Raw genomic sequence first — 23,966 nt, 5'->3', positions numbered from 1 at the left:
TTTCGATCTAATTAAACACCATATGCAATAGCAATTAATGATCTTACGCCAAGATATGTTACAACAACAAATACACCTAAAGTCGCATAAGTTGCTATTTGTTGAGAACGAGGTGAAACTGTAATTCCCCACGTTACGAGGAAACTCCATAATCCATTAGCAAAGTGGAATGTTGTAGAAATTACCCCCAATATATAGAACCAGAACATAAATGGATTAGACAAAATAGACTCCATTAAACTATAGTCTAGTTCCGCATTCCCAAGCCCGATGGCTACTCGTGTTTCCCATACGTGCCAAATAAGGAAAATCAATGTAACGATACCGGTTACACGTTGCAAATAAAACATCCAGTTACGGAAAAAACCATAACGTCTTGCATTGTTCTTAGCAACAAACACGATATATACCCCTAAAATGGCATGAAACAGAATCGGAATATAAATTACGAATAGTTCAAGCAACGGTCTAAATGGGAGATTATAAATGAAGTGTGCAGCCTTATTAAAGCTTTCCGCTCCATATACAGCATAATGATTAATAAATAGATGCTGCACTAAAAAGATCCCTATTGGAAAAACCCCTAAAAATGAATGTAACCTACGATAAGCAAACTCCCGTCTCTCTGACATATGTACCCCCCTCTTGCAAATTTAATATACCTGATAGAAACGAATATACATTCCCTACAATAAAGCGCTTTATTTTATATGTAATTGAGCATCTTAATGTAAGATTCATGTATATATTTATAACACACTTATTGTACTTCTAACGCCGATAAGCGTCAAGAGAGCCGAACTGTTTATATGTAGGTTTTAGACGATATTTACCAATACTTTAACTTGCAAATGCAGCTGATTAAAGCGATAATACTGATAGGATAGAAAGCTTGTTATCATGCTTTCATCTAGCAATTATCCTCCATACATCACGTGAATATGGGGGTAATTGCTATGGTAGAAAGGAAGGAATTACATGTCTCCAAACGAAAAACCGATACAACTCAACCAGTTACAGACTACAGGGGCAGGCCATGATTTATTACGCTACGTTTGCTTACCTGATTTACTTGGGAAAGATGCTAAAAATATCTTATATGTAATGGGAAAAAACCTAGCAAGAACTTATCATTTAGATTCACTAGAATCTGTCGTCGATTTTTTTGCTCAGATGGGATGGGGAACCCTTGAGTTAAAGAAAGAAAAAAGAAACGAATTAGTATTTGAACTAACCGGTCAACCCATTGCACAGAGAGAAGAAGCAAAATTACCAGTAGAATACCGACTCGAGGCAGGTTTTCTAGCGCAGGCAATCCAACAAATAAATGAAACAGCCTGTGAATGTTTAGATGAGCGTAAAGGCAAAAAGCAAATGGTAGTTTTTCAAGTTATTAATTCGATGTGATAAGAACAGAAGAGCTCTTTTAGCTACGTTTGTTCTCCTCAACTTAATGAATAATAGAAAACTATACCCAAGCTAGGGACTAATTGATTTGAGCGGCCATATAAGCACTTATTTCACCTTTCATTCCAGTTTTGATAGTTTGTCGGTCACCACAGCTCTTATTTAGCAATAACGGGCTACCAAAGCAACAATCTCCCTTTAATAAACGCGCTAGTGGCCGCAAAATTCTAATTATGTTTCTTTTGCCACAGATAAGTGCACTGGTGGCCGTCAAACTCACACTCACTTACCAAGCTGCGGAAAAATACTCCACAATAGCGAGAAAAGAACTGTAGAAGCCACGCAGTGAGCGACCTTTGCGAGGGAGGAGCCTGAGACGTTCCCCGCGAATTTTTCCATAGAGGTAGTTAGTTAGCACCCAATAAGTACTACGTTTTACACAATAACAGCTTTTACCTATCTTCAGAAAAAAGCGTAAGCCTCATTATATAGAGGCTTACGCTTTTTCATCCGTTTGTGGAGTATTTAAGTGTTCTAAAATTAGTGTAGCAGTCGGAGCTGGTATTCCTAATTTTTTTATATCTTCCACAGACGCATTTTTTATTTCTCTTATCGATTTAAAATGGGTTAATAGCTGCCTTCTCCGCTTTTCACCAACACCGGGTATTTGGTCAAGTTCAGAGCGAAATGCGCTTTTTCCGCGTAATTGACGGTGAAAAGAGATCGCAAATCGGTGCACTTCATCTTGAATTCGTTGAATCAAATAAAACGGTTGTGACTGTCGATCTAACTGCACGACTTGTGGTGGACTGCCGTAGAGCAATTCACTAGTCCGGTGCTTGTCATCTTTTGCAAGTCCACATAATGGCACATCTAAACCTAATTCATTTTCCAACACGTCTAAAGCGGCATTCATTTGACCCTTACCTCCATCAATCACGATCAAATCAGGTAATGGCAAGTTTTCTTTTAATACACGCGTATACCTTCTTCGGATAACTTCTCTCATGGTCTCGTAATCATCCGGGCCTTTTACATCTTTTATTTTATATTTACGATAATCTTTTTTGTAAGGACGTCCATCAACAAAAACGATCATTGCTGACACGGGATCTGTTCCTTGAATGTTTGAGTTATCAAACGCTTCAATTCGATGAGGTATCTCAATGTTTAATATTTCCCCCAGTTGCTCTACTGCTTTCACTGTTCGTTCCTCATCGCGTTCGATTAGAGAGAATTTTTCTTCCAATGCAATTTGAGCGTTCTTACCTGCAAGTTCGACTAATTCTTTTTTTCTACCACGATAAGGAATATGAACGTCAACCTCTAACAGTTCCTTTAACAACTCATTATCTGTCGGTGCCGGAACGTGCACTTGTTTCGGTTTCGGATGGTTATGGTGCAAGTAGAATCGTCCGATAAAGGTCATGAACGTTTCCTCAGGATCATCAAAAAACGGAAAAATCGATACGTCACGTTCGATTAGCTTTCCTTGTCGAACAAAAAAAACTTGGACACACATCCAACCCTTATCGTATGCGTAGCCAAAAATATCACGATCAACCTGATCCTTCAGCGTCATCTTCTGCTGCTCCATGACCGATTCGATATGCTGAATTTGATCTCGCAATTCTTTTGCACGCTCGAAATCGAGTTCTTCGGAAGCATCAAGCATTTTTTGCTTCAAATCATTTTTAATTTGCTTATGTCCTCCACCAAGAAACGATGTAATACTTTGCACGATTTTCTTGTTCGTTTCTTTGGAAACTGGATACACACAAGGTCCAAGACACTGATGCATATGGTAATATAGGCAAACACGGTCTGGCATCTGATTACATTTTCGCAGTGGATATAGTCTGTCTAGTAATTTTTTTGTTTCGCGAGCAGCGATCACATTGGGATATGGGCCGAAATATTTTCCCTTATCCTTTTTAACTTTACGTGTCACGATGAGACGAGGATGCTCTTCTGCCGTAATTTTTAAATACGGATAGGATTTGTCATCCTTTAATAGTACATTGTACTTCGGATCGTATTTTTTAATTAAATTCATTTCTAGTATAAGTGCTTCAATCTCAGATGATGTGACAATATATTCAAAATCTACAATCTCTTGCACAAGCCGCTGTGTTTTTTGGTCATTGGCTCCAGTGAAGTATGATCGCACACGGTTTTTCAATAGTTTTGATTTTCCTACATAAATGACGGTATTATGTTTATCTTTCATAAGATAGCAACCAGGTTGAGCGGGGAGCACGGCTAGTTTTTCTTTTATTTGATTGTTCATGTTTATAACCTCCCCTATACAATGTGTAGCTTATTATATCAAAAATAATCCCCTGCTACATCCGTAACAAGGGATTATTCAAAAAGTCTGCAGAAGCTTATGCGTGTTTGCTAATTAATTCTACTAATGCTTCTTTTGGTTGGAAGCCAACAACTTGGTCAACTACTTCTCCATCTTTGAATAAAAGAAGTGTTGGAATACTCATGACACCGAATTTACCAGCTGTTTCTTGGTTTTCATCTACATCTAGTTTGACGATCTTAACTTGATCGCTCATTTCGCTGTCTATTTCTTCTAGTACCGGTGCGATCATTTTACAAGGCCCACACCATGGAGCCCAAAAATCAGCTAACACTACACCTTCGCTAGTTTCTGTATTAAAGCTTTGATCCGTAGCTTTTACAATTGCCATTATTTTCATCCTCCTTGTAAACATTACTCATTTCACGTTCGAGTATATCATCCTATTCATGATAATGGTAATAGTTTGCTTCTTTTTTACTTTTCCCTTTAAAAATAATATAATTCCAAAGCAATTTAATGAACAGAAGCCTATGAGACGGAGCTGCACGTGGCCTATTTTTTAGTTATTTTTCTACATGCTGATTTCTAGAAGATTGTTGGTATTGCAGGAGAAATATAGTATTCGACGTAGTGCTTAATGCGCGCGGCACTGTGCTAAAACGCCGCTGTGGAGATCACGCTTAGGAAAGAATTGCTGAGCTACTACTCGACGGCCACCACGACCCTTATTTGTGACAAAAAGTACCTAATAAGAATTGTGTGGCCAACAGCGCGCTTATTTCAATATAATCCTTGCGGTAGTAGACTGTTATTGGTTAATAAGGGCTCTGGTGTCCGCCAAATTATCAAAACTTGTATTTCAAGTGAAATAAGGTCCCCTGTGACCGCTAAAAGCTTTTTAGCTTATCAATTCTGCAAATCCTGTCACTGGTAAAATAAGCGCTCCTGTGTTCGGGAACATTGCTAGCCTGCTTGTTTGCATTAATCATAGACCGGTGATGACTTTCCCCGCTGAAAGAACAGCTTGAGTGAAAAGCAAGAACAACTTCGACGTGTCCGTCAATGACGAATAGCAACTAAGTTTACAAAAAGAGCCTTACGCAAAAAGTATTCCTAAAAAACAAAAACAGCAGCAGAAAATTCTGCTACTGCCTGCCACTTGCTACTTAAGAATGTACTTTTAACTCTTTAAACGCTTCGGTGAGTTTTGGTATTATTTCGAACAGATCACCAACGATGCCGTAATCTGCAATATTAAAAATACTTGCTTCCGGATCTTTGTTAATCGCGACAATTACTTTTGAATTCGACATTCCTGCTAAATGCTGAATTGCACCAGATATACCACAAGCGATATACAAATCCGGTGTTACAACCTTCCCTGTTTGCCCTATTTGCAAGGAGTAGTCACAATAATCTGCATCACAGGCTCCCCTAGACGCACCAACCACTCCACCTAGAACATCAGCCAGTTCATATAGCGGGTCGAAACCTTCTTTACTTTTCACACCACGCCCGCCAGCAACAACGACTCGAGCTTCTGATAAATCTCCTCCTGTTGCTGTTTTATTGATTATTTCCTTAACAATTACGGACAAATCGTTAATGTCTGCATTAATTGTGGAGACCTCTCCACTTCTAGCTTCATCCCGCTCTAATGGTGCGATATTATTTGGACGGATTGTTGCGAACGCGGTTCCTTCTATAACAACCTTACGTTCAAATGCTTTGCCCGAATAGATAGGTCTCGTGAAGACGACTTGGTCACCTACTTTTTCCAGCTCTGTCACATCTGAAACTAAGCCAACATTTAGCCTGCTTGCTAATTTAGGCGTTAACTCTTTACCAATCGCTGTGTGCCCCATTAAAATTGCAGTCGGAGCTTCGTCTTTAATCACAGGCAACAATGCTTGTGCATACGCACCAGATGTATACGTTTTCAAAATTTCATTGTAAATTACTTTGACACGATCTGCTCCATATTGAACCATTTCCGTAGCGCATGCCTCCAAGTCCGTATCCCCACAAAGCACCCCAACTACTTCTGCATTTTCATCAAGCACTTTAGCTGCAGCAATTGCCTCGAAAGTTACATTTCGCAACCGATTTTCTTTCGCTTCTCCTATGACAAGTACTTTATTCGTCATTTAAAAGGCATCCCCTTTCTCTTACAGTACTTTCGCTTCACTTTTCAGTAAGTTTACAAGCTCTATTACTTGATCATTAATTTCTCCCTCAAGCACTTTACCCGCTTGGCGTTCCGGTGGTAAGAATACTTCCAACGTTTTCGTCTTAGCTGTGATATCATCTTCATCAAGCTCTAAATCATCTAAATCAAGTTTCTCTAACGGCTTTTTCTTTGCCTTCATAATCCCCGGTAACGAAGGATATCTCGGCTCATTTAATCCTTGTTGACACGTTACTAACAAAGGTAAGCTTGCTTCTACAATTTCCGTATCGCCTTCAACATCTCGTTCAATTTCAGCACGATCTCCATCAATTGCTATCTTTGTAATCGTCGTCACACACGCTATATCTAAGCGGTCAGCGAGCCTCGGTCCCACCTGACCACTTGCACCATCAATTGCAACATTTCCAGCTAAAATTATATCGACTTCCTGATCCTTTAAATATGCCGTTAACAATTCAACTGTCATAGAAGGATCAACTACCTTAATGTCATCTTCCTCAGTGTTAATCAGCACAGCTTGATCAGCGCCCATAGCTAGTGCGGTTCGTAATTGTTTCTCTGATTCATCATCACCTACTGTAACAACCGTTACACTGCCGCCATGCTGATCTCGTAAAACAATCGCTTCTTCAATCGCATATTCATCATATGGATTAATGATTCGTTCTACACCATCGTCATCAATGTGACCATCCGTAACAAAGATTTTTTCTTCTGTGTCAAAGGTACTTTTCATTAATACATATATATTCATGTTTTCTTCCCTCCTAGCGTTTTGACAAGCCGTGAACGATTAACTCGTGCACTTCATCTACTTGATCTAATAAATTATATTTTTGGTCTTTCATAACCCAGTTTGTCACTGTTTCATCTAATGTGCCGAAGATCATGTGGCGAACTAAACGAATGGATATATTAGAGCGATACGTTCCTTCTTTAATTCCATCTTCAACAATTTGATCGATCAAGTGTAAATATCCTTTTAACACTTCGTTTATATGCAATCTTAGCTCACGATTCGATTGTCTAAGCTCTAACTGGGTGACGATTGCCAAGGCATGATCCTGGGACAATTGCGTGAAATGCGCACGAATTAATGCGAGCAGCTTCCCATTTGCATCTGTTTGTTCGGCAATTTCCTGTTCTATCTTTTCAATGAATTGCCCCATTTTCTCTCGGAACATGGAAACGAGAATGTCTTCTTTATTTTTAAAATAAAGATAAATCGTTCCATCTGCTACACCTGCATGCTTTGCTATTTTTGATACTTGTGATGCATGATATCCATTCTCTGCTATGACGTCTACAGCAGCATCAATTATTTGTTTGAATTTCGGTTTGGTTTGCTTCATGTTGATCCCTCATTTTACTAATTTATGAATGAATAATCATTCATAAATTAGTTTACTTGCAGAATCCTTATTTGTCAATGACGAGATCAAGGATTATACGGTTTGATCTTCACGAGCGAAATTCGCTTTTTCTTCTTCTATTAATTGTCTGCGCAGTATTTTACCAACAGCTGTTTTTGGTAATTCATTTCTAAACTCATAGATGCGCGGAACTTTATAAGCAGCTATTTGGCTACGGCAATAAGCATCTAGTTCTTCCTCCGATAAAGTGGCATCTGCTTTCAACACGACATATGCCTTAACCGTCTCACCTCGATAAGGATCCGGTATTCCAGCTACAACAGCTTCTTGGACCGCATGATGTTCATATAACACTTCTTCCACTTCTCTTGGATAAATGTTATACCCACCAGCAATAATCATATCTTTTTTCCGATCTTTCACATAGAAACAACCGTATTCATCCATATAGCCCATATCACCAGTGTATAGCCAGCCGTCTCTTAAAACAAGATCGGTCTCTTCCGGTTGATTCCAGTAACCTTTCATCACTTGTGGTCCTTTAACTGCAATTTCTCCAATTTCGCCGACTTCTGCTTCTTCCATCGTATCCATTCGAACAATTTTAGCATCCGTGTCTGGCCATGGTACACCGATTCCACCTTCTACTAATCCTTCTGCAAAAAAGTTAGCATGTGTAACAGGTGAAGACTCTGTTAAACCATAACCTTCAATCAAACGACCAGATGTTATCTTTTGAAACTTGGTTTGCACTTCTAACGGTAATGGAGCTGAACCACTAATACACGCTTCTACGGAAGATAAATCATATTCATGTAACTTGGGATTATTTAATATGCCAATATAAATCGTAGGTGCTCCAGGAAATACAGTTGGTCGTTGTTTATCAATTGTTTTTAACACGTCTTCCACTTCAAATTTCGGCAATAAGATCACTTTAGACCCAGTTAAAACTGCGTAATTCATCACGGTTGTCATGCCATACACATGAAAAAACGGCAAAACACCAAGCACAATTTCTTGTTCTTCTTTCGGCTTGTGTAGCCATAATTTACACATTTCAACATTCGATACTAAATTAAAATGAGTAAGCATTACTCCCTTGGGTAGTCCGGTAGTGCCCCCTGTATATTGTAATAACGCAAGATCTTCTTTCGGGTTAATTTGTGGAACTTCAATTTCACGTTGCCCACCTTCGATAATTTTTTGCCATACATGTGTATGCTCAGATGCTTCCACTTTAACTACCAGTTGCTTTTGCTTTTTTTGCACAAGTGGATATAAAACGTTTTTGGGAAATGGAAGATAGTCTTTTATTTTGGTTACAATGATGTGATCTAGAGAGGTATGTTCAGCAACTTTCTTCACCTTAGGTAATAATAAGTCAAGACAAATAATCGCTTTAGATCCTGAATCCTTTAACTGATACGAAAGCTCTCTTTCTTGATACAAGGGGTTAGTTTGCACGACCACGCCGCCAATCATCAATACTGCATAATAACCGATGACTGCTTGCGGTGAATTGGGAAGCATAATCGAAACTCGATCACCCTTTTCAACACCTAATTTCTGTAGATATGCTGCCAACCTGCACACTTGGTCGTATACTTGTTCGTAGGTTAGTTCTTTACCCATAAAATGAAGCGCTTTCAATTTTGGATTCTGTTTTGCTTGATCTTCTAGGAAGGCATGAAGCGGGCGTTCTTGATATTCCAAACTCGTCGGAATGTCACTTGGATAATTAGAAAGCCAAACTTTGTTAACCATAACAATCATCAACCTCCTTTTACTTATTACGTCTATTATAACTACTTTTCATACTTTTTTAAATATTAAATAATACAATTGCCTGTCCTAATTTTAGAAAGCAAAGAAAAGCGGTGTATTTGGAAGAATAAACTTCTCTCCTACACCGCTTATATATATGTTTATAATACGTAACTGACTCCAATTATAAGAAAAATCACAGAAACAATAATTAATATGATTGCTAATGTTTTCATCACTATCTCCTTTTTCTAGCCAATGCTCGACCCAATTACATACGACAAACCTACGGAAATGACCATCGAGATGAACCCAACTGCTCGATTATCTCTTTCAATTTCTTCGTCAATTTTATATGTAGGCGTTAAAAATTCAAATATAAAATAGCCCGTCAGAAGTAAGAAAAAGCCGAACGCGCCCCAAAGCATACTTTCGAAAAGCGTGTCATTATGTTCGATCGAATAGCGAAAAATGTTGGCAATCCCGAAAATTTTCCCACCTGTGGCCATCGCAACAGAAAAATTCCCTTTTTTAATTTCTTCCCAGTTACGATACTTTGTTACGATTTCAAACAACGCCAGAAAAACGATTAAACAGAGAACTGCTACACTATATCTTGCTGCAGTTTCAACAAATGTGTTTTCCCAAAAACCATCCATCTTACCAGCTCCTTCAGAATTGTTTTACACCTAGCCGAAGCCAATTCAAATGGCTTCGGCTAGAATCAATTAAAATTCTAGCACCGTAACACCGCTGCCACCTTCATTCATTTCACCTGCACGATACGAACTTACTTTCGAATGTCTTTTCGCAAATTCTTGTACACCTGTTCTTAGAGCTCCTGTGCCTTTACCATGAATGATCGACACGCGTGGATAGCCAGCCAATAAAGCATCATCCACATATTTTTCCAATCGGTGGAGCGCTTCATCGAATCGTTCTCCTCTTAAATCCAACTCCGGTTTAACGTGATAACCAGCACCTTTGACAGTAGCCATTGGTCTCTGAACTAAAGGCTCTTCTCTCTTTACGAATTGCAGCTCATTTCGTTTCACTTTTACTTTCATAATTCCAACTTGCACTTGAAATTCTTTTTCACTAATTTTTTCAGTGATTGTTCCTTGGCGGTTAAGCTTTAATAACATAACCTCATCACCAGGCTGCAGAGAATGACTTTCATTCACTTTGCTTGTCTGTGCTTTTGCTTGTTTGTTCGACAAGTTAGGGGTAGCTTCATCGAGCATTTTCCGCGCTTCAATCCATTCATGCTCTTTAATTGCAGCACTATTTTTCATTGTTTTAAGCTCGGAGATGATCAATTCTGCTTCTTCTCTAGCCTTCAGCACTGCTTTTTCAGCTTTCTGTTCTGCTTTTTTATACATTTCCTCGCGCTTGCTCTCAAATTCTGACCATTGATTTTCTATGTCGCGCTTAAGATCCTCAGCTTCTGCTAATACTTGGGCTGCTTCATCATAATCTCTCTCCGCTGCTCGTCTGGAATCTTCTAAAGATGCAATCATATTTTCTACACTTTTAGAATCTGTTCCTATATGACTTTTAGCGGTCGTTATAATCGGTTCTTCTAGTCCTAATCTACTAGCAATTTCAAAGGCATTACTTCGGCCTGGAACACCTATCAATAACCTGTATGTTGGCCTTAATGTCTGCACGTCAAACTCAACAGAGGCATTAATAACACCTTCTCGGTTATAGCCGTATGCTTTTAATTCAGGATAATGGGTTGTGGCAATTGTTCTTGCGCCGCGGTGAACCACTTCGTCTAAAATGGCCATGGCAAGTGCAGCACCCTCTTGCGGATCTGTCCCTGCACCAAGCTCATCAAATAAGACGAGGGTTTGTTCGTCTACATGTTTTAAGATATCCACAATATTCGTCATATGAGATGAAAATGTACTAAGACTCTGTTCTATCGACTGTTCATCACCAATGTCAGCAAACACGTCATTAAAAACTGCCATTTCACAGCCATCGAGTGCCGGTATTTGCAAGCCCGATTGTGCCATTAACGTACAAAGACCAACCATTTTCAAGGTGACCGTCTTTCCCCCCGTATTTGGTCCAGTAATGACAATCGAAGTAAATGACTGTCCAATTTCTACATCATTAGGAACAACCTCTTCACCATCAATAAGTGGATGGCGTGCTTGTTTCATACGGATGATCCCTTGATCGTTCATCGTTGGCATAGCAGCCTTCATTAATTGTCCTAGTTTAGCTCGTGCAAAAATAAAATCAATTTGTGCCAACGCTTCTACGTTTTGATATAGAAACGCTTCATCAGCAGCAATTGCTTGTGATACGTCTCGCAAAATCCGCTCTATTTCATTTCGCTCCTGAACACGAGCTTCTTGGAGCTGATTGTTCAGATCAACAACTGCCTGTGGTTCAATAAAAAGTGTTACCCCTGAAGCCGACTGATCATGAACAATACCACCAATCGCACCCCGGTATTCTTGTTTAACCGGCAACACATAACGATCATTACGGATTGTCACAATCGCATCAGAAAGCATTTTACTTTTCGTTTTGGTTAAAGAATCAAGCTTGTCTCGGACACGACTTTCATTTGTCCGTATTTTCGTACGAATCGTCCGTAGCTTATCAGATGCACCGTCCATCACATGGCCATGATCATCAATACAGCTTTTAATTTTTCTTTCTAGTTCATTTAATGGAACGATCAGCTCGGTCAATTCTCTTATTATCGGCATTTCTGGCTCTTCTATATTATCGATAAACAGCTTGATTTGTTTGCCACCATAAATCGTACTCGCCACATCCAAGCACTCTTGTGGATTTAACGTACCACCAATAACTGTCCGCTTTATACTCGGTTTAATATTGAAAATCCCACCAAGTGGTACATTTCCTTTTAAACGCAGCACCTGTGCAGCCTGATCGGTTTCCTGCTGCCAATTAATTACTTCCTCCAGGTTCGTTGATGGCATTAACGTTGCTGCCTTTTCCTTACCGAGCGATGAAGCTGCTTGAGATGATAATCTGTCGATAATTTTATTAAATTCTAGTACTTTAAATATTCGTCTATTCATGAGGATTGCTCCTTTTGTCTCTGTTCTGTTATTTCTTAAATAATTCCTGTAGCTGTTCCTTCGTCCAAGTATTAATAACAGAGCTCGGTCTTAGCCAACCTTTTCTCGCTACTCCGACACCTGCGTTCATAAAATCTAAGCTTCGATAATTATGGGCATCAGTGTTAACCGCGATCTTAACCCCAAGTTCTTGTGCATGTTTAAGCCATTTCCATGATAAATCAAATCGATTCGGATTTGCATTTAATTCAAGCACGGTGTTCGTTTCTTTCGCTCTTTCTATTAATGCCTCAACATCAACGTTATAGCCATCACGGCGCCCTATTAAACGACCAGTCGGATGTGCGATTACGTTAACGTATGGATTGTCGAGCGCAGCAAACAAACGATTCATAATTTGCTCTTGTGATTGATTAAAGCTGGAATGAATCGCACCAATGACATAATCCATTTCTTTTAAAAATGTATCCTCAAAGTCTAGACTACCATCTGGTAAAATATCCATCTCGATACCAGAAAAAATATGAATGTTATATTTTTCATTTAAACGATCAATTTCTTCTCGTTGTTGACTTATTCTATCTTCGTTCAAGCCATTTGCCACACGCAAGAACTTCGAGTGATCGGTAATCGCAATATAGTCATAACCTTTGTCTATTGCTGCTAAAACCATTTCTTCCACCGATTGCGCACCATCACTCCACGTTGTGTGCATGTGCAGATCACCACGAATATCAGCAGAAGTTACCAGTTCTACCGAGCTACGGAAAGCATCGATTTCTCCTTGATTCTCTCTAACCTCCGGCGGGATAAATGTTAAGCCGAAATGGGCAAAAAAAGCTTCCTCATTATCAAAGGTAGTTATATCTCCCGTTTCATTATTTTCCACACCATATTCACTTATTTTTAGACCTTGTGCTTTGGCAAGCTGTCGCATCGCCACGTTATGGTCCTTTGAACCCGTAAAATGGTGCAATGTTGATGCAAATTCTTCCGGCTCAACAATCCGGAAATCCACACTAACATCATAGCCTTCTTCCAATACAACGGAAACCTTCGTATCTCCGGCAGCGATCGTTTCTTTGATATTATCAATTGATAATAATGCTTCTTTTATATGCTGTGGTTTTTCCGTGGCGATAATAAAATCTAAATCTTTGACCGTTTCGCTCATGCGTCTTATACTACCAGCTCTTGAAAAATTGGTTATATCGTCTACTGTTTGTAAATAGCGCTCTAATTTCTCAACAATTGGCATCATAAAAGCAATTGGTAAGCGCTCGGGACGACTCGTTACATCTTCGAGTGCTTTTAAAATCTTCTCTGCAGATTTTTTTCCAAATCCGCTCAATTGTTCCACATCTCCTCGATCGATTGCTGCTTTTAAGGAAGATGCGTCAATCACACCTAATTGCTGATACAGCTTGGACAATTTTTTGCCACCTAAGCCTTGCACTTGTAATAAAGGAATTAGACCACTCGGCACCTCTTCTTTTAACTGCTCTAGTGCATCAGATTCGCCATCTTCAATATATTCATCAATTACTGCAGCTGTTCCTTTACCAATCCCATTCAACTTGGTGAAATCATCGATTTCTGCCAGCGAACGGTCGTCCGTCTCCAGTGCTTGTGCAGCTTTTCGATATGCGGAGATTTTAAATGAATTTTCACCCTTCAACTCTAAATAAACAGCAATCGTCTCTAATAATTTCACAACATCTTTTTTATCTACAGTCATACTGTACCACCCTTAACGTTACGAATAGAATCAACTCTCACAATAAAAGTTACAACTTGCTATAATAAATCAATCCGTGTTACATAATATTTACTTTTTGTTAAAACTAGAAAATGATACCCACGAATAGCGGTTAAAAACCCTTGCATGTGAAGATGTCAAGGGTTTTAGTGTTGCAGGGGGTTCACCCTGAATATACGAATGTTACTAGTCTTATAGTATGTTAGAACCAATAATTACTTATTTGCTTCGATATAATCGGCGTGTTGTCTATCATAAATGCTGCGATAGATGATTGCTCAATAAGCGATTGTACGAAGGCAACTGGTAAAAGTGCAGCGATATAAAGAAACACAAAGGCTAATAAATAAATTTCAACGAACCCTAAAATTGCGCCAAGCCATGAATTTAGTAGGTTTAAAATCGGTAAATCTGCTACAAAATCAAGCATCGAGGCAATAATTTGTAACACGACTTTTGTAACGAAAAATAAAGCAGCAAAAGCAATTGCATTATAAAACGCAGCTTCTAATGGAAGTGTATCAACAAAAACAGCCCACGTTGCATCTGCCGGTAATTCTGGATAAGGTATCCATAAGTCCAATTGCTTAGCAATATCATCGAAAAAGATTGCTGCCACGATAAATGCAACAATAAAACCAATCAGGTGAAATACTTGTAAAATAAATCCCCTTTTTAGTCCAATCAAAACCCCAAGTACTAGTACTATTATTAGTATTAAATCAATCATTTTTTTACGTCCTCTTTCTTTTCATATAGGTCTAGTAATTCTATGTATTCTTCTTTCAATTTTAAATAATCATTCATTGTATTTACCGCTGTTAATACAGCTAATTTATTCGTGTCTAGTTTTTGATTAGCATCATAGATTTCTCTCATTTTTTGATCAACAAGGCTCGCGACCATTCGAACGTGATGTGCAGGCTCCTGTCCTATGATCGTGTAAGATTTTCCATATATATCAACGGTTGTGCGTGTTTTGTCAGAATGGGACACGGAGATACCCCCTAGTTTCTATTAAATCCTAAACTTAATATTAACATGAGTTCATAAATTAGGAAACTATTCTGTGATATGATATCTTAAGCTTATGAAAGGTATGTTAGGATTGGAGAGATAGTATGCCGCAAATTGTGCTTAACTTATCACAACAAAAAATAGAAGAATTAAAGCTTTATTACGCTTCAGCGTTAAAAACCGCCCCTCCTGGTGCTGTTTTTTCTGCGAAAACTAGTAATAGCTCGATTACCGCTTATCGCTCTGGTAAAGTATTATTTCAAGGAAAAGCACCGGAAGCGGATGCCAACAAGTGGGGAACTGCTGAAGCTGCTGCTAAAAGCAAGAGTCGTTCGGCAAAAGGGCATGCGTTTGCACCACCAAATTCACTTTTTACTAGTTCCCATATTGGCTCAGATGAAGCAGGCACAGGCGATTTTTTTGGACCAATTACAGTCGCAGCTGCCTATGTGACAGCCGAACAAATCCCGTTATTAAAGGAAATTGGTGTAAAAGACTCCAAACACCTCACGGACGATATGATAAAAAGCATTGCAAAAGAACTAGTGAGCATGAAAATTCCGTATTCGTTAGTTATTTTACATAATGAAAAATATAACAAGATCCAAGCGAAGGGGTGGTCACAAGGAAAAATGAAAACGATCCTTCATCACCATGCGATTTCGAAGCTACTTGGAAAAATAAACCCTGTGCAGCCCGACGGTATTTTGATTGACCAGTTTTCAGAGCCAGGCGTATATCAAAAGCATTTACAATCCGAAGCATTAGAGCTACAGGATCATGTCTACTTTATGACGAAAGCAGAAAGCTATTCGATTGCTGTTGCAGCAGGCTCGATCATTGCACGCGCTAGCTTTGTAAAAGAGATGGATAAATTGTCAGAGCTTGCAGGAATGACTATACCAAAGGGAGCATCTGCAAAAGTTGATCAAGTAGCCGGTTCTATTTTAAAACGTGGCGGTAGTGCTGAATTGTATAAGTATGCGAAGATCCATTTTGCTAATACGAAGAAAGCGGAAAAATATTTGTAGCCGTTAACATATCTAATGGAACCGATTTAACAAACATTCCTCGTTAGTAATTCACATAACCTACTATTAGTTATGATTAAAAAACCAAGCAAAGAGCGGTGTTTATGTCGCTTCTTGCTTGGTTTTTTATTTATTTTTTTAATGGGTTACTTATATAACGCCATACCATTATCATTGCTAGCAAAATAATGAATACGTATAAACTAATAAACGATAACGCGGCTACAATGAAAATGGTTACGTTTATCGAATAGAGAACTATAAACAGTAAGATACTTAAGATGTTTCCAACGAACAATGCAAATCCTGTCCACAGAATAATTTCTTTCATGTATAGACTGAAAATATCTTTCTTTCGCCAGCCGATAGATAAAAATTGTTTTATTTCTGTTTCTCTTGTCTTTATTATTGACATGAAGGCCTCAATTAAAGTAATACACGCTAATATATAAGCGGAAACGACAAGGATAAGGTGCCAATGATTAACTTGTACGTTAATGTATTGCCCTAACACAGTTGTGTTTGTTTGTTCAACTGTTTCGGTAATCGCAAGATAGACAAAAGTTGCTAATGCACTAACAAGTAACAATTGGATGAACGCGGAGACAATATAGCGCCAATAATAGCTTATATTTTTACTAACTAGCGTTTTTCGCTTGATTTGTTTCGCTTGCTTCATCGCTTTGTTTTTAGTATCCTCTTGGCTTATCATCCGAGGTACTGCATTACGAACAAAAATCCAAACAAATATTGCAGTTGCTAGCACAATCCCAATTTGATAAAGGTATATAGTGGATGTTATATCTCCTAACTGATATAAACCAGCTAAGAAAGGGATAGCTATAATGGCAGATCCACATAGAATACTTAAGATTTCATTACTCCATAATGTTTTAATGTGTTGATTGGTCCAGCCAAGTTGAGAAAGTAATAATGTGTCCCTTTCTTTTGTGATACGCCAGAAGACAAAGCGATTAAGAATATAAGCACAACCTACGAAAATAAAAAGAATTGCTAAGACAAGATTCGTGATACTCCACTCGCTAACAATCGTTCCAGCAGCACCCAGTGTTGTCCAAGATTCCTCGACAAGTCCGATACCTTCTACATCCACCTCTACCATTTGCGAAGAAGCACCTGCTACAATCGTAACATCTAAGCCCATGTCTCTTATATCTTCAGCAATCGTTTCGATTTTTCGAGCTGCTTCCTCGGTGTAATTCTCAATTTCTGCCACTTTTACTCGAATGGCGTCAATCGGTTCATCGCCCTTCATGGCAACTGCTGCTTCCATATTGGTTAGACCTTTAGCAGAAGGCGTAACATAGCTTCCAGGAGTCATAGTAGGCTCTAATTCAATCGGCTTATCTTTTCCATCTCCGATATATCTTGCAGGTGCAAATTGATAAATACCTAAAGGACTTGCAGCTAATTGTGCTTCTTTTTCTCCCATCTCTACCTTATCGACAGGGTCAGGGATAAAGGCAATATCTTCAGGATTTAATGCATTATCTTCTTCAAATACCTCTGCCATTGTATTTCCGTGTTTTATCAATTCCCGATATGTTGGTATCCCATTTCTATTGTCCAATATATTGACGGATAAATTCCCTTCATTTACATTGTATTGAAGTTGGCTAGCTTGATAATATACAGTTGAAACATTCATATTCCGCTCGATGAAATACCCTTGGCTAAAAAGGTCCGTGTGGTTAGAGATTAGGTCCAGTGTTTCATCTTCTGTGAAGTATATTCCATCTTCATTTTGATCAAATGCATTGACTTCAGAAGATAAATCAAGGTCGTAATCTTGTTGTTCTTGGGCTTCTAGTGATAATATAACTTCAACTAGATCATTATATTCTGGGGTACTCCATCTTTGATAAAAACTAGTTGGTAAAAAAGGGTCTTCTGATTCAGAAGGATTGACTAAACCTAATTCGTTCCTAAAGCGTGTAATATCATCAGTGGTTAAGTTTAGTGTGCTAATAGATAGATTTGCTTTTAAAGAAGCATTACCATCAATAACTTCCATTACAGGAAGGAGTTTTGCGTTTGGGTAATCAGCGGCATACATTGCTCCAGCACCTGTTAATGCAGCATTAGGATCAATACTAGAGAATGATGTATTAGTTAGTTTTTCTTCTTCTATGGGGTCAATTCCAACAACTAAATGATAGGTTGCAGGCATAGGGAAAGTCGGAATTCCTTTACAACTATTCAATAAATCACTATGATTAAATATATCTTCATATGTCGTATGCTCTGTCTCATATTTCAGTAAGGCGCACATATAATTTGGTTCCATATGATACGTATTAACACCATCAGTCGTTGCAAACTCCATTATGTAGCGGAGATAATCTTGTTTAGGCGGGTAAATAGCAAAGGTTGATTTGACACCGGAAAAATAGCCAAGTGAGGCTACTGGAGCAGCGATTTCAATATCTTCTCGATCCTTAATCGTTTCCCATGTATCAATGGAGATACCCCCTTTGCCAAAACCTATATAGTTTTCTGGTACCATACCTAACTTTTCTTCCAATGGATGTTTTGTATCGGTTGGTCGAACAAGTAAATCGTAGCTACCTCTAGCATAGTAAGTAATATCTGATTCCACTTGCTTGTGTGCACCTTGTAAGGAATTCAATGCAAGAGGGACAGTTACAAAAACAAGTAGCATCGCAAGGAAAAAGAAAAAATGCTTCCATTTGTTGCGGCGTAGTTGAAGTAAGGTTAACCGGTGCATCATATCCACTCCTAAAGTTTTTGTGAAGGACGACCTTTTAGGTCACCCTTACAAAACTAATTACTCAATCGTTTGTGTACCGTAGCAGTATCTGTACCTACAATGCTTCCATCGTAATAGTCTGATACTATTATTGATGGATAGTACAGCTTAGACGCGTTGTTACTTGTATATCGATAATTATATGACATGTAAGACAGATCAGTTTGATCGTTTATTGAGTAATAGCTTAACCCAGAAGTAGGGCGGAACGAAATATGTCTAGGAGTTGATCCATTGGACCAAGTAAAGGACCAATATGCATTTGCCGATGCTCCATAAATATCCTGACTAGATGGACTAATATATGCTGCTGCGCTGACTCCTCCTGCAAAACCCACCAATAGAAAAAGAGTAAGTGCAGTAGCAAATAATTTTTTTAACATAGTATTCACCTCTTTTCAATTCCATTCTTTAATTTACCTTTGCATTAGGCAATACTAGCTCTCCATCACGAATAAATAATTCCTTTGTGCCTCTTTTGGCTACTTCTTGGTCATGTGTCACCACAATAATCGTGATTCCTTGCTCACGAAGCGCTTCTAAAATCTCCATTACATTATTGCGATTATCTGCATCTAAGTTTCCTGTCGGTTCGTCACATAATAAAATATCTGGTTGATGTAGCATGGCTCTAGCTATTGCGACACGTTGCTTTTCACCACCTGAAAGCGCAGATGGAAATGCTTTTTCACGATGGCTGATTTGCAGTTCTGTCAGTAATGTTTGAGCCTTTTTTTCAATCGTTGCTTTCGCTTGATATGGCCACTGTGGTAGCATTACATTTTCTAGCACCGTGAATTGATCAAACAAACGATAGTCTTGAAAAATATATCCAATTTTTGTTCTTCTAAAGGTCTGTAATTCACTATTTGTTAGCTGTTGAAGTGCTTGTCCATCAACTAAAATTTCTCCATTAGTAAGAAGAAGCATGCCACCAATTACATTTAACAAGGTGGTTTTTCCTGAACCTGAGGGACCTAATATTGCAAGACATTCGCCCTTTTCTATCGTCAACGAGATATTTTTTAGTGCCTCGACCTTTTCTACCCCATCGAATGTAATGGATGCATCAACCAACTGGATTGTCATATCACTCATCCTCTATTTATAAATTTAATTTTCAGACATTTATTATTATTAATATTATCCTATTAAACTATTAAAATCAATAAATTTCCAATTTTAAATAATAATTGGAAATTTATTATTAATGATCAGAATGGGAAGTTTATCGCGTTAATGCATGAAAATTATTAGGATTAGTAGGATTCTCCACCTAAATCCAAATAATTGATGGGCTTCTGCATAGGTTGATCAAGTGCTAGTTTGATTTTAAAAAAAGGAGGCAATCGAGATGAACTTTACAAATATAAACAAAATCGATTCGGTATCATTTTGAAGATACCGAATCGATTTATTTCCGTGATTTTAATTTACCTGCCTTAGTGTAGGCACTCTAAGCAATAAAAATAAAGTGAACAATAACAGCAATATTGCCCCTGTCATCATAATCCAATTTATACTGATATGAAAAGAGAGAAACAATGACGTTAATCCAAACGAAATTGGTGTAAGTCCCATCGATGAAATTGTTTGAATACTCATTACTCTGCCTATCATGTTACTGTCTGCTTCATTTTGAATCACAGAGACAGCACAAATGTTGGAAACAGTCATTGCTATGCCCAGCACTATAATTGCGGCGATACTTTGGGTAATACTAAGTGTGAAACTGAGTAATAAAAATGAGACTGATGTGACGAGTTGAGCGTATATGCTAATCATACCTCGGTGTTTCGTAATATTTAACAAGCCTAAAGCTACCGATCCAATTAACATTCCTCCCGCTAAAAAAGCCTCTAATAAACTATAATGAAGTGTGTCTCCACCTAATATGTTTTTCACGAATATCGGTAATCCGACTACTAGTGGGCCTGTAAAAAACAAGTTTAAAAATAAAGTTTTTAATATGAATGCTAATAAAACAGGTGCTTTTCGTACATAACGGAATCCTTCTTTTATACTCGTTAAAAATGATTCCTTTTCTTTGCTTAACTTTTCTTGCGTTTTATCTATTTTTACAAACGCTACTAAAATCCCACCAATTAACAGCATGATAGCAAGTAGACTGAAAATGCCGGTATAGTTAAATCCAACGATGATAACACCACTAATCATCGGTCCAATAATTGATGTGGACTGGTTTGTCGTTTGCATGACGGAATTGGCTCGCGTTAGTTGTTTTTTAGTAACAATGGAAGGGATAATCGATCCCGATGCCGGCCAGAAGAACGCATCTAATACACCAAATAGTAAGGCAAATATGATCAGTGTCCAAAGTTCAATACTTCCAACAGCAAATAAACTAATAACAAGGAAGAGGAGCAGAACTGCTTTGGTGATGTCAGAAACAAACATAATTTTGGCTTGGCTGATTCTGTCAGCGAGTACACCACCGATTGTCATAAATACTACTCGTGGAATCGAGCCAACTAAATAAATGATCCCTAACGATGCCTCCATATTTAATACTTCAACAACATACCATGCTTCTGAGAAGTAAAACATACTAAGGCTTAAACCAGAGAAGAGTGTGCCAACCCATAACAGTATAAATGATTTGTTTTTAAATACGTTTGCATCCTGCAAGGTAGCTTCCGCTTTTAGTGTCAAAGCATCACTCATTTTCTTTCTCCTCTTCAAAAACAGCCTCGTCTAATTCGAAGCCAACAGTGGCAATGTAATACCACGCCGCTTCATCACTTTGTTCATCCTTTATTTGTTCTAGTTCCTGCAACAATTGATGATATTTGGCCACCCAAGTTTTAAATTTTTCTTTTGTTGTCTTCACTTCTGTTTGGGTTGAAATCCTGGACCACTTCGTTGGATCTTCAGCATCCATTAGGAAGGCATGTTCTGGAGCAGCTAAAACTCGACTTCGAGCACGATCCAAAGTGGAAAGAGTAAGCTGACGTCTGCTTTCACTGTAAGCTTCTGAAAACGGCAGTAACGAATTAGAAGGAATGAAGCTTTTAGCAACAGCTTGGTACAGCTTCTGTGTCATATTTCGTTTCTTGTTCTCTGCAACAAGCTTAATCAGTCCATTTTTTTCTAAATCTCCTAAATGATAATGCACCTTTGATCTTGATAACTCAATCATTTGTGAAATTTGCTGCCCAGATAGCGGCTTTTCAATTAATAACGATAAAATCTTTACTCGTAAAGGGTCACTCAGTGATTTCAATTGATCATGTTCGGTTAGCACTAGCACATTCGGTTGGTTCATACAGTCAACTTCTTTCTACTTGTCAGTATTTATTGACATAAAGATAACACTTTACAATATTCATGTCAATAAATGCTGACAATAAAAAACCGCATGATGTTCCTCATGCGGTTTAAATTCTATTACCTAGGTGTTGCTCTTCCTAGCTATCAATTACATATCCTCTAGTGACGAGAGAGCGGCCTTCGATCAATATCCAGGCCGCTTTTCCCACGGTTGCAAGGTCCCAACAACTATACTTTTGGTATTTTCACGGATGCTTCGTACCACACCTGTTGATATTTCTTCATCTGTTAACCAGCGTGAAGTATCTCCCAGGATCACAAAACCAAGATATAAATCGTGATACTTGCAATTGTCAGGTAAATTTAAATGCTCCTTCTCAAAGTATTTTCGACTTCCTTTCACATGGTGCATTGCCCATCCGTCGACTTGCTCGGCCACTAGTCTACTCACTGTAGCTATCGCTTTGTCCGATTGGCACCAGCAAACTACCAGGCTAATAGGACCGTACTTTACAATGGAAGCTGTCAATTTCTCACTTAAATCAATTAAATCTTCATAATCCACTACTAAACTATTCACACGACCTGAATCAGTAACGAACTGCTTTAATTTTTCATGCTTAACCGGATTTCTACCGATAACAGAAACGATATAAGACGATTCCGCTAACCATCTCGTCACACCAGCTAACATTCCGGTGCCACCGATTACGAGTGCATGTTTATTTTTTTCCACAAAACATCACCTACTCTAGTATTTCTGCATAAGATTGTATATCATAATCTTGATCCAACAAATTATCGATACCTGCATCTCCTATGTAATGTAGCGCACCGACGATAACGAAATAAGTCTGCTCCGAATCGGCTGTCAAGTATCTTTCAATTTTTTCAACCATGTTTACATTTCGGTCTTCCAATAGTTGTGCTTGATATGTATCATAATTGGATACAATATCATCACTGCTTGATGCGGCGGCTTCTAATTGTTGTTCACTGCCTGTTTTCCAGGCATCTATTAAGCTGTTGAATGCCGCTGGCCCAGCTGCTTCTTCCCAATTGTTTACCGTTTGTTCCAGTCCTTCCACTTGAATATCCTCAGGTATATCAATCATGAAGTTAAACTGCTCTTCAATGCCTTCTAACTCTAATATTGGTTTATTATCTTCAACCGCTCGCTCCAGGAAATGATAATCAACACCATATTCTGTCGTTACCGTATCCAACTCCATGAAGGCAAGCTCTGTCAATAATTGCTCGACGAACCAAGGTTTAAAGATATTAAGCTGTTCCATTGTCATACCTTCTAACGAATAACTATTTAAAACATCTGTTAAGTTTTGGTACGCTTCATCGCTTATGTGATCGGAAAGTACTGATCCATCTGTATAAAGACTATTAGCCATCATCGCATCTTGCATTGTGGATTCGTCTGCTTCTAATATATTTGCTTCAACTACTAGTTGATCTGCTGAAGCGTATGCTTCCTCTACTTCCTCTGCCATCGGATACATATCTTCGTTTCCTATATGAATCGATCCAAGTAAATAGACCGTGTTCCCTTCATGATCTACACGCCAAAAAAACGGTGCTTGTTCTTCAGATGCTGTCTCTGTTTCACCTTCTGTTGTCGTATCTTGTTCAGATTCGGATGCAACATTATCTGATGATTCCTCTGCTGAAGGTTCAGTGACCTCCTCCTCCGCTTGTTCTTGTTGACACCCCCATAATGTTAACAAAGAAAAGAATAGTACGATTCCGAGAATGATTTTCTTCATAAATGTATGTCCCCCTTATAGATAAGATAATTTTACCATATTTTTTCTAATTTTTAGTAGGTAATCATTATAATTATTAAGGCCTTTTAAATGCGTATACTGAAAATATTGAAAGGTTGTATTTAACACAAGCTGCGACAATGTCTGCGGCTGAAGTTTGTGAAGTCAGGTCCATA

Annotated in this window: 21 protein-coding genes; 2 read left to right on the top strand and 19 right to left on the bottom strand. The window is 38.4% G+C overall.

Annotated features, from left to right (window positions below; translation table 11 throughout):
• Window positions 1–11: 11 nt before the first annotated feature.
• A complete protein-coding gene (locus ACI6MV_RS05535; RefSeq protein ID WP_407269153.1) occupies window positions 12–632 on the bottom strand; it encodes a succinate dehydrogenase cytochrome b558 subunit in 621 nt (206 codons plus the stop codon).
• 346 nt (window positions 633–978) lie between these two features.
• On the opposite strand from ACI6MV_RS05535, the gene ACI6MV_RS05530 reads away from it, so the two are divergent.
• Window positions 979–1,407 carry a YslB family protein gene (locus ACI6MV_RS05530; protein ID WP_407269151.1) on the top strand — a complete coding sequence of 143 codons (429 nt, stop codon included), beginning with the start codon at window positions 979–981 and terminating at the stop codon, window positions 1,405–1,407.
• Window positions 1,408–1,903: 496 nt separating this feature from the next.
• Here ACI6MV_RS05530 and uvrC read toward each other — a convergent pair whose 3' ends face one another.
• The 11 genes from uvrC to zapA all read right to left on the bottom strand — a co-directional run bounded on the left by uvrC (window position 1,904) and on the right by zapA (window position 14,878).
• Window positions 1,904–3,697, bottom strand: coding sequence for an excinuclease ABC subunit UvrC (uvrC, locus tag ACI6MV_RS05525; RefSeq protein ID WP_407269149.1), 1,794 nt, complete (start codon window positions 3,695–3,697; stop codon window positions 1,904–1,906).
• Between the two features lie 97 nt (window positions 3,698–3,794).
• Window positions 3,795–4,109 carry a thioredoxin gene (trxA, locus tag ACI6MV_RS05520; protein ID WP_407269147.1) on the bottom strand — a complete coding sequence of 105 codons (315 nt, stop codon included), beginning with the start codon at window positions 4,107–4,109 and terminating at the stop codon, window positions 3,795–3,797.
• Window positions 4,110–4,887: 778 nt separating this feature from the next.
• Entirely contained in the window at window positions 4,888–5,868 is a 981-nt protein-coding gene (locus tag ACI6MV_RS05515) for an electron transfer flavoprotein subunit alpha/FixB family protein (protein WP_407269145.1), read from the bottom strand.
• A 21-nt stretch (window positions 5,869–5,889) separates the two neighbouring features.
• Window positions 5,890–6,666 carry an electron transfer flavoprotein subunit beta/FixA family protein gene (locus tag ACI6MV_RS05510; protein ID WP_407269143.1) on the bottom strand — a complete coding sequence of 259 codons (777 nt, stop codon included), beginning with the start codon at window positions 6,664–6,666 and terminating at the stop codon, window positions 5,890–5,892.
• 13 nt (window positions 6,667–6,679) lie between these two features.
• A complete protein-coding gene (locus ACI6MV_RS05505; protein WP_407269142.1) occupies window positions 6,680–7,264 on the bottom strand; it encodes a fatty acid metabolism transcriptional regulator FadR in 585 nt (194 codons plus the stop codon).
• 93 nt (window positions 7,265–7,357) lie between these two features.
• Entirely contained in the window at window positions 7,358–9,052 is a 1,695-nt protein-coding gene (locus ACI6MV_RS05500) for an AMP-binding protein (protein WP_407269140.1), read from the bottom strand.
• A 251-nt stretch (window positions 9,053–9,303) separates the two neighbouring features.
• The gene (locus ACI6MV_RS05495; RefSeq protein WP_407269138.1) at window positions 9,304–9,711 is read right to left on the bottom strand and encodes a DUF350 domain-containing protein; all 408 of its coding nucleotides are present in this window, start codon (window positions 9,709–9,711) and stop codon (window positions 9,304–9,306) included.
• A 69-nt stretch (window positions 9,712–9,780) separates the two neighbouring features.
• A complete protein-coding gene (locus ACI6MV_RS05490) occupies window positions 9,781–12,123 on the bottom strand; it encodes an endonuclease MutS2 (protein ID WP_407269136.1) in 2,343 nt (780 codons plus the stop codon).
• A gap of 28 nt (window positions 12,124–12,151) precedes the next feature.
• The gene (gene polX, locus ACI6MV_RS05485; RefSeq protein WP_407269135.1) at window positions 12,152–13,861 is read right to left on the bottom strand and encodes a DNA polymerase/3'-5' exonuclease PolX; all 1,710 of its coding nucleotides are present in this window, start codon (window positions 13,859–13,861) and stop codon (window positions 12,152–12,154) included.
• A 223-nt stretch (window positions 13,862–14,084) separates the two neighbouring features.
• Window positions 14,085–14,612, bottom strand: coding sequence for a CvpA family protein (locus ACI6MV_RS05480; protein ID WP_407269133.1), 528 nt, complete (start codon window positions 14,610–14,612; stop codon window positions 14,085–14,087).
• Complete coding sequence (gene zapA / locus ACI6MV_RS05475) at window positions 14,609–14,878, bottom strand: cell division protein ZapA (RefSeq protein WP_407269131.1); 270 nt, start codon at window positions 14,876–14,878, stop codon at window positions 14,609–14,611. Before zapA ends, ACI6MV_RS05480 begins: the two co-directional genes overlap by 4 nt.
• Before the next feature lie 125 nt (window positions 14,879–15,003).
• Between zapA and rnhC the strand changes: the two genes are divergently transcribed.
• Window positions 15,004–15,930: a ribonuclease HIII gene (gene rnhC / locus ACI6MV_RS05470; protein ID WP_407269128.1), complete on the top strand. Its 927-nt coding sequence runs from the start codon at window positions 15,004–15,006 to the stop codon at window positions 15,928–15,930.
• A 130-nt stretch (window positions 15,931–16,060) separates the two neighbouring features.
• Here rnhC and ACI6MV_RS05465 read toward each other — a convergent pair whose 3' ends face one another.
• The 7 genes from ACI6MV_RS05465 to ACI6MV_RS05435 all read right to left on the bottom strand — a co-directional run bounded on the left by ACI6MV_RS05465 (window position 16,061) and on the right by ACI6MV_RS05435 (window position 23,790).
• Entirely contained in the window at window positions 16,061–18,679 is a 2,619-nt protein-coding gene (locus tag ACI6MV_RS05465) for an ABC transporter permease family protein (RefSeq protein ID WP_407269127.1), read from the bottom strand.
• A gap of 56 nt (window positions 18,680–18,735) precedes the next feature.
• Window positions 18,736–19,113 carry a hypothetical protein gene (locus ACI6MV_RS05460; RefSeq protein WP_407269125.1) on the bottom strand — a complete coding sequence of 126 codons (378 nt, stop codon included), beginning with the start codon at window positions 19,111–19,113 and terminating at the stop codon, window positions 18,736–18,738.
• A 19-nt stretch (window positions 19,114–19,132) separates the two neighbouring features.
• Window positions 19,133–19,810: an ABC transporter ATP-binding protein gene (locus ACI6MV_RS05455; RefSeq protein WP_407269123.1), complete on the bottom strand. Its 678-nt coding sequence runs from the start codon at window positions 19,808–19,810 to the stop codon at window positions 19,133–19,135.
• 339 nt (window positions 19,811–20,149) lie between these two features.
• Window positions 20,150–21,406 (bottom strand): MFS transporter, encoded by a 1,257-nt coding sequence (locus ACI6MV_RS05450; RefSeq protein ID WP_407269122.1) that lies wholly within the window; start codon window positions 21,404–21,406, stop codon window positions 20,150–20,152.
• On the bottom strand, window positions 21,399–22,007 hold the full coding sequence (locus tag ACI6MV_RS05445) for an ArsR/SmtB family transcription factor (protein ID WP_407269121.1): 609 nt from the start codon (window positions 22,005–22,007) through the stop codon (window positions 21,399–21,401). Before ACI6MV_RS05445 ends, ACI6MV_RS05450 begins: the two co-directional genes overlap by 8 nt.
• 189 nt (window positions 22,008–22,196) lie before the next feature.
• Window positions 22,197–22,748, bottom strand: a complete 552-nt coding sequence (locus ACI6MV_RS05440) for a Rossmann-fold NAD(P)-binding domain-containing protein (protein ID WP_407269120.1) — start codon at window positions 22,746–22,748, stop codon at window positions 22,197–22,199.
• A 10-nt stretch (window positions 22,749–22,758) separates the two neighbouring features.
• Window positions 22,759–23,790, bottom strand: a complete 1,032-nt coding sequence (locus ACI6MV_RS05435) for a TraB/GumN family protein (protein WP_407269119.1) — start codon at window positions 23,788–23,790, stop codon at window positions 22,759–22,761.
• Window positions 23,791–23,966 lie beyond the last annotated feature (176 nt).

The organism is Radiobacillus sp. PE A8.2, from assembly GCF_045635475.1.
Classification (GTDB): domain Bacteria; phylum Bacillota; class Bacilli; order Bacillales; family Amphibacillaceae; genus JBJGXI01.
This window is presented reverse-complemented; position numbering and strand designations above follow the sequence as displayed.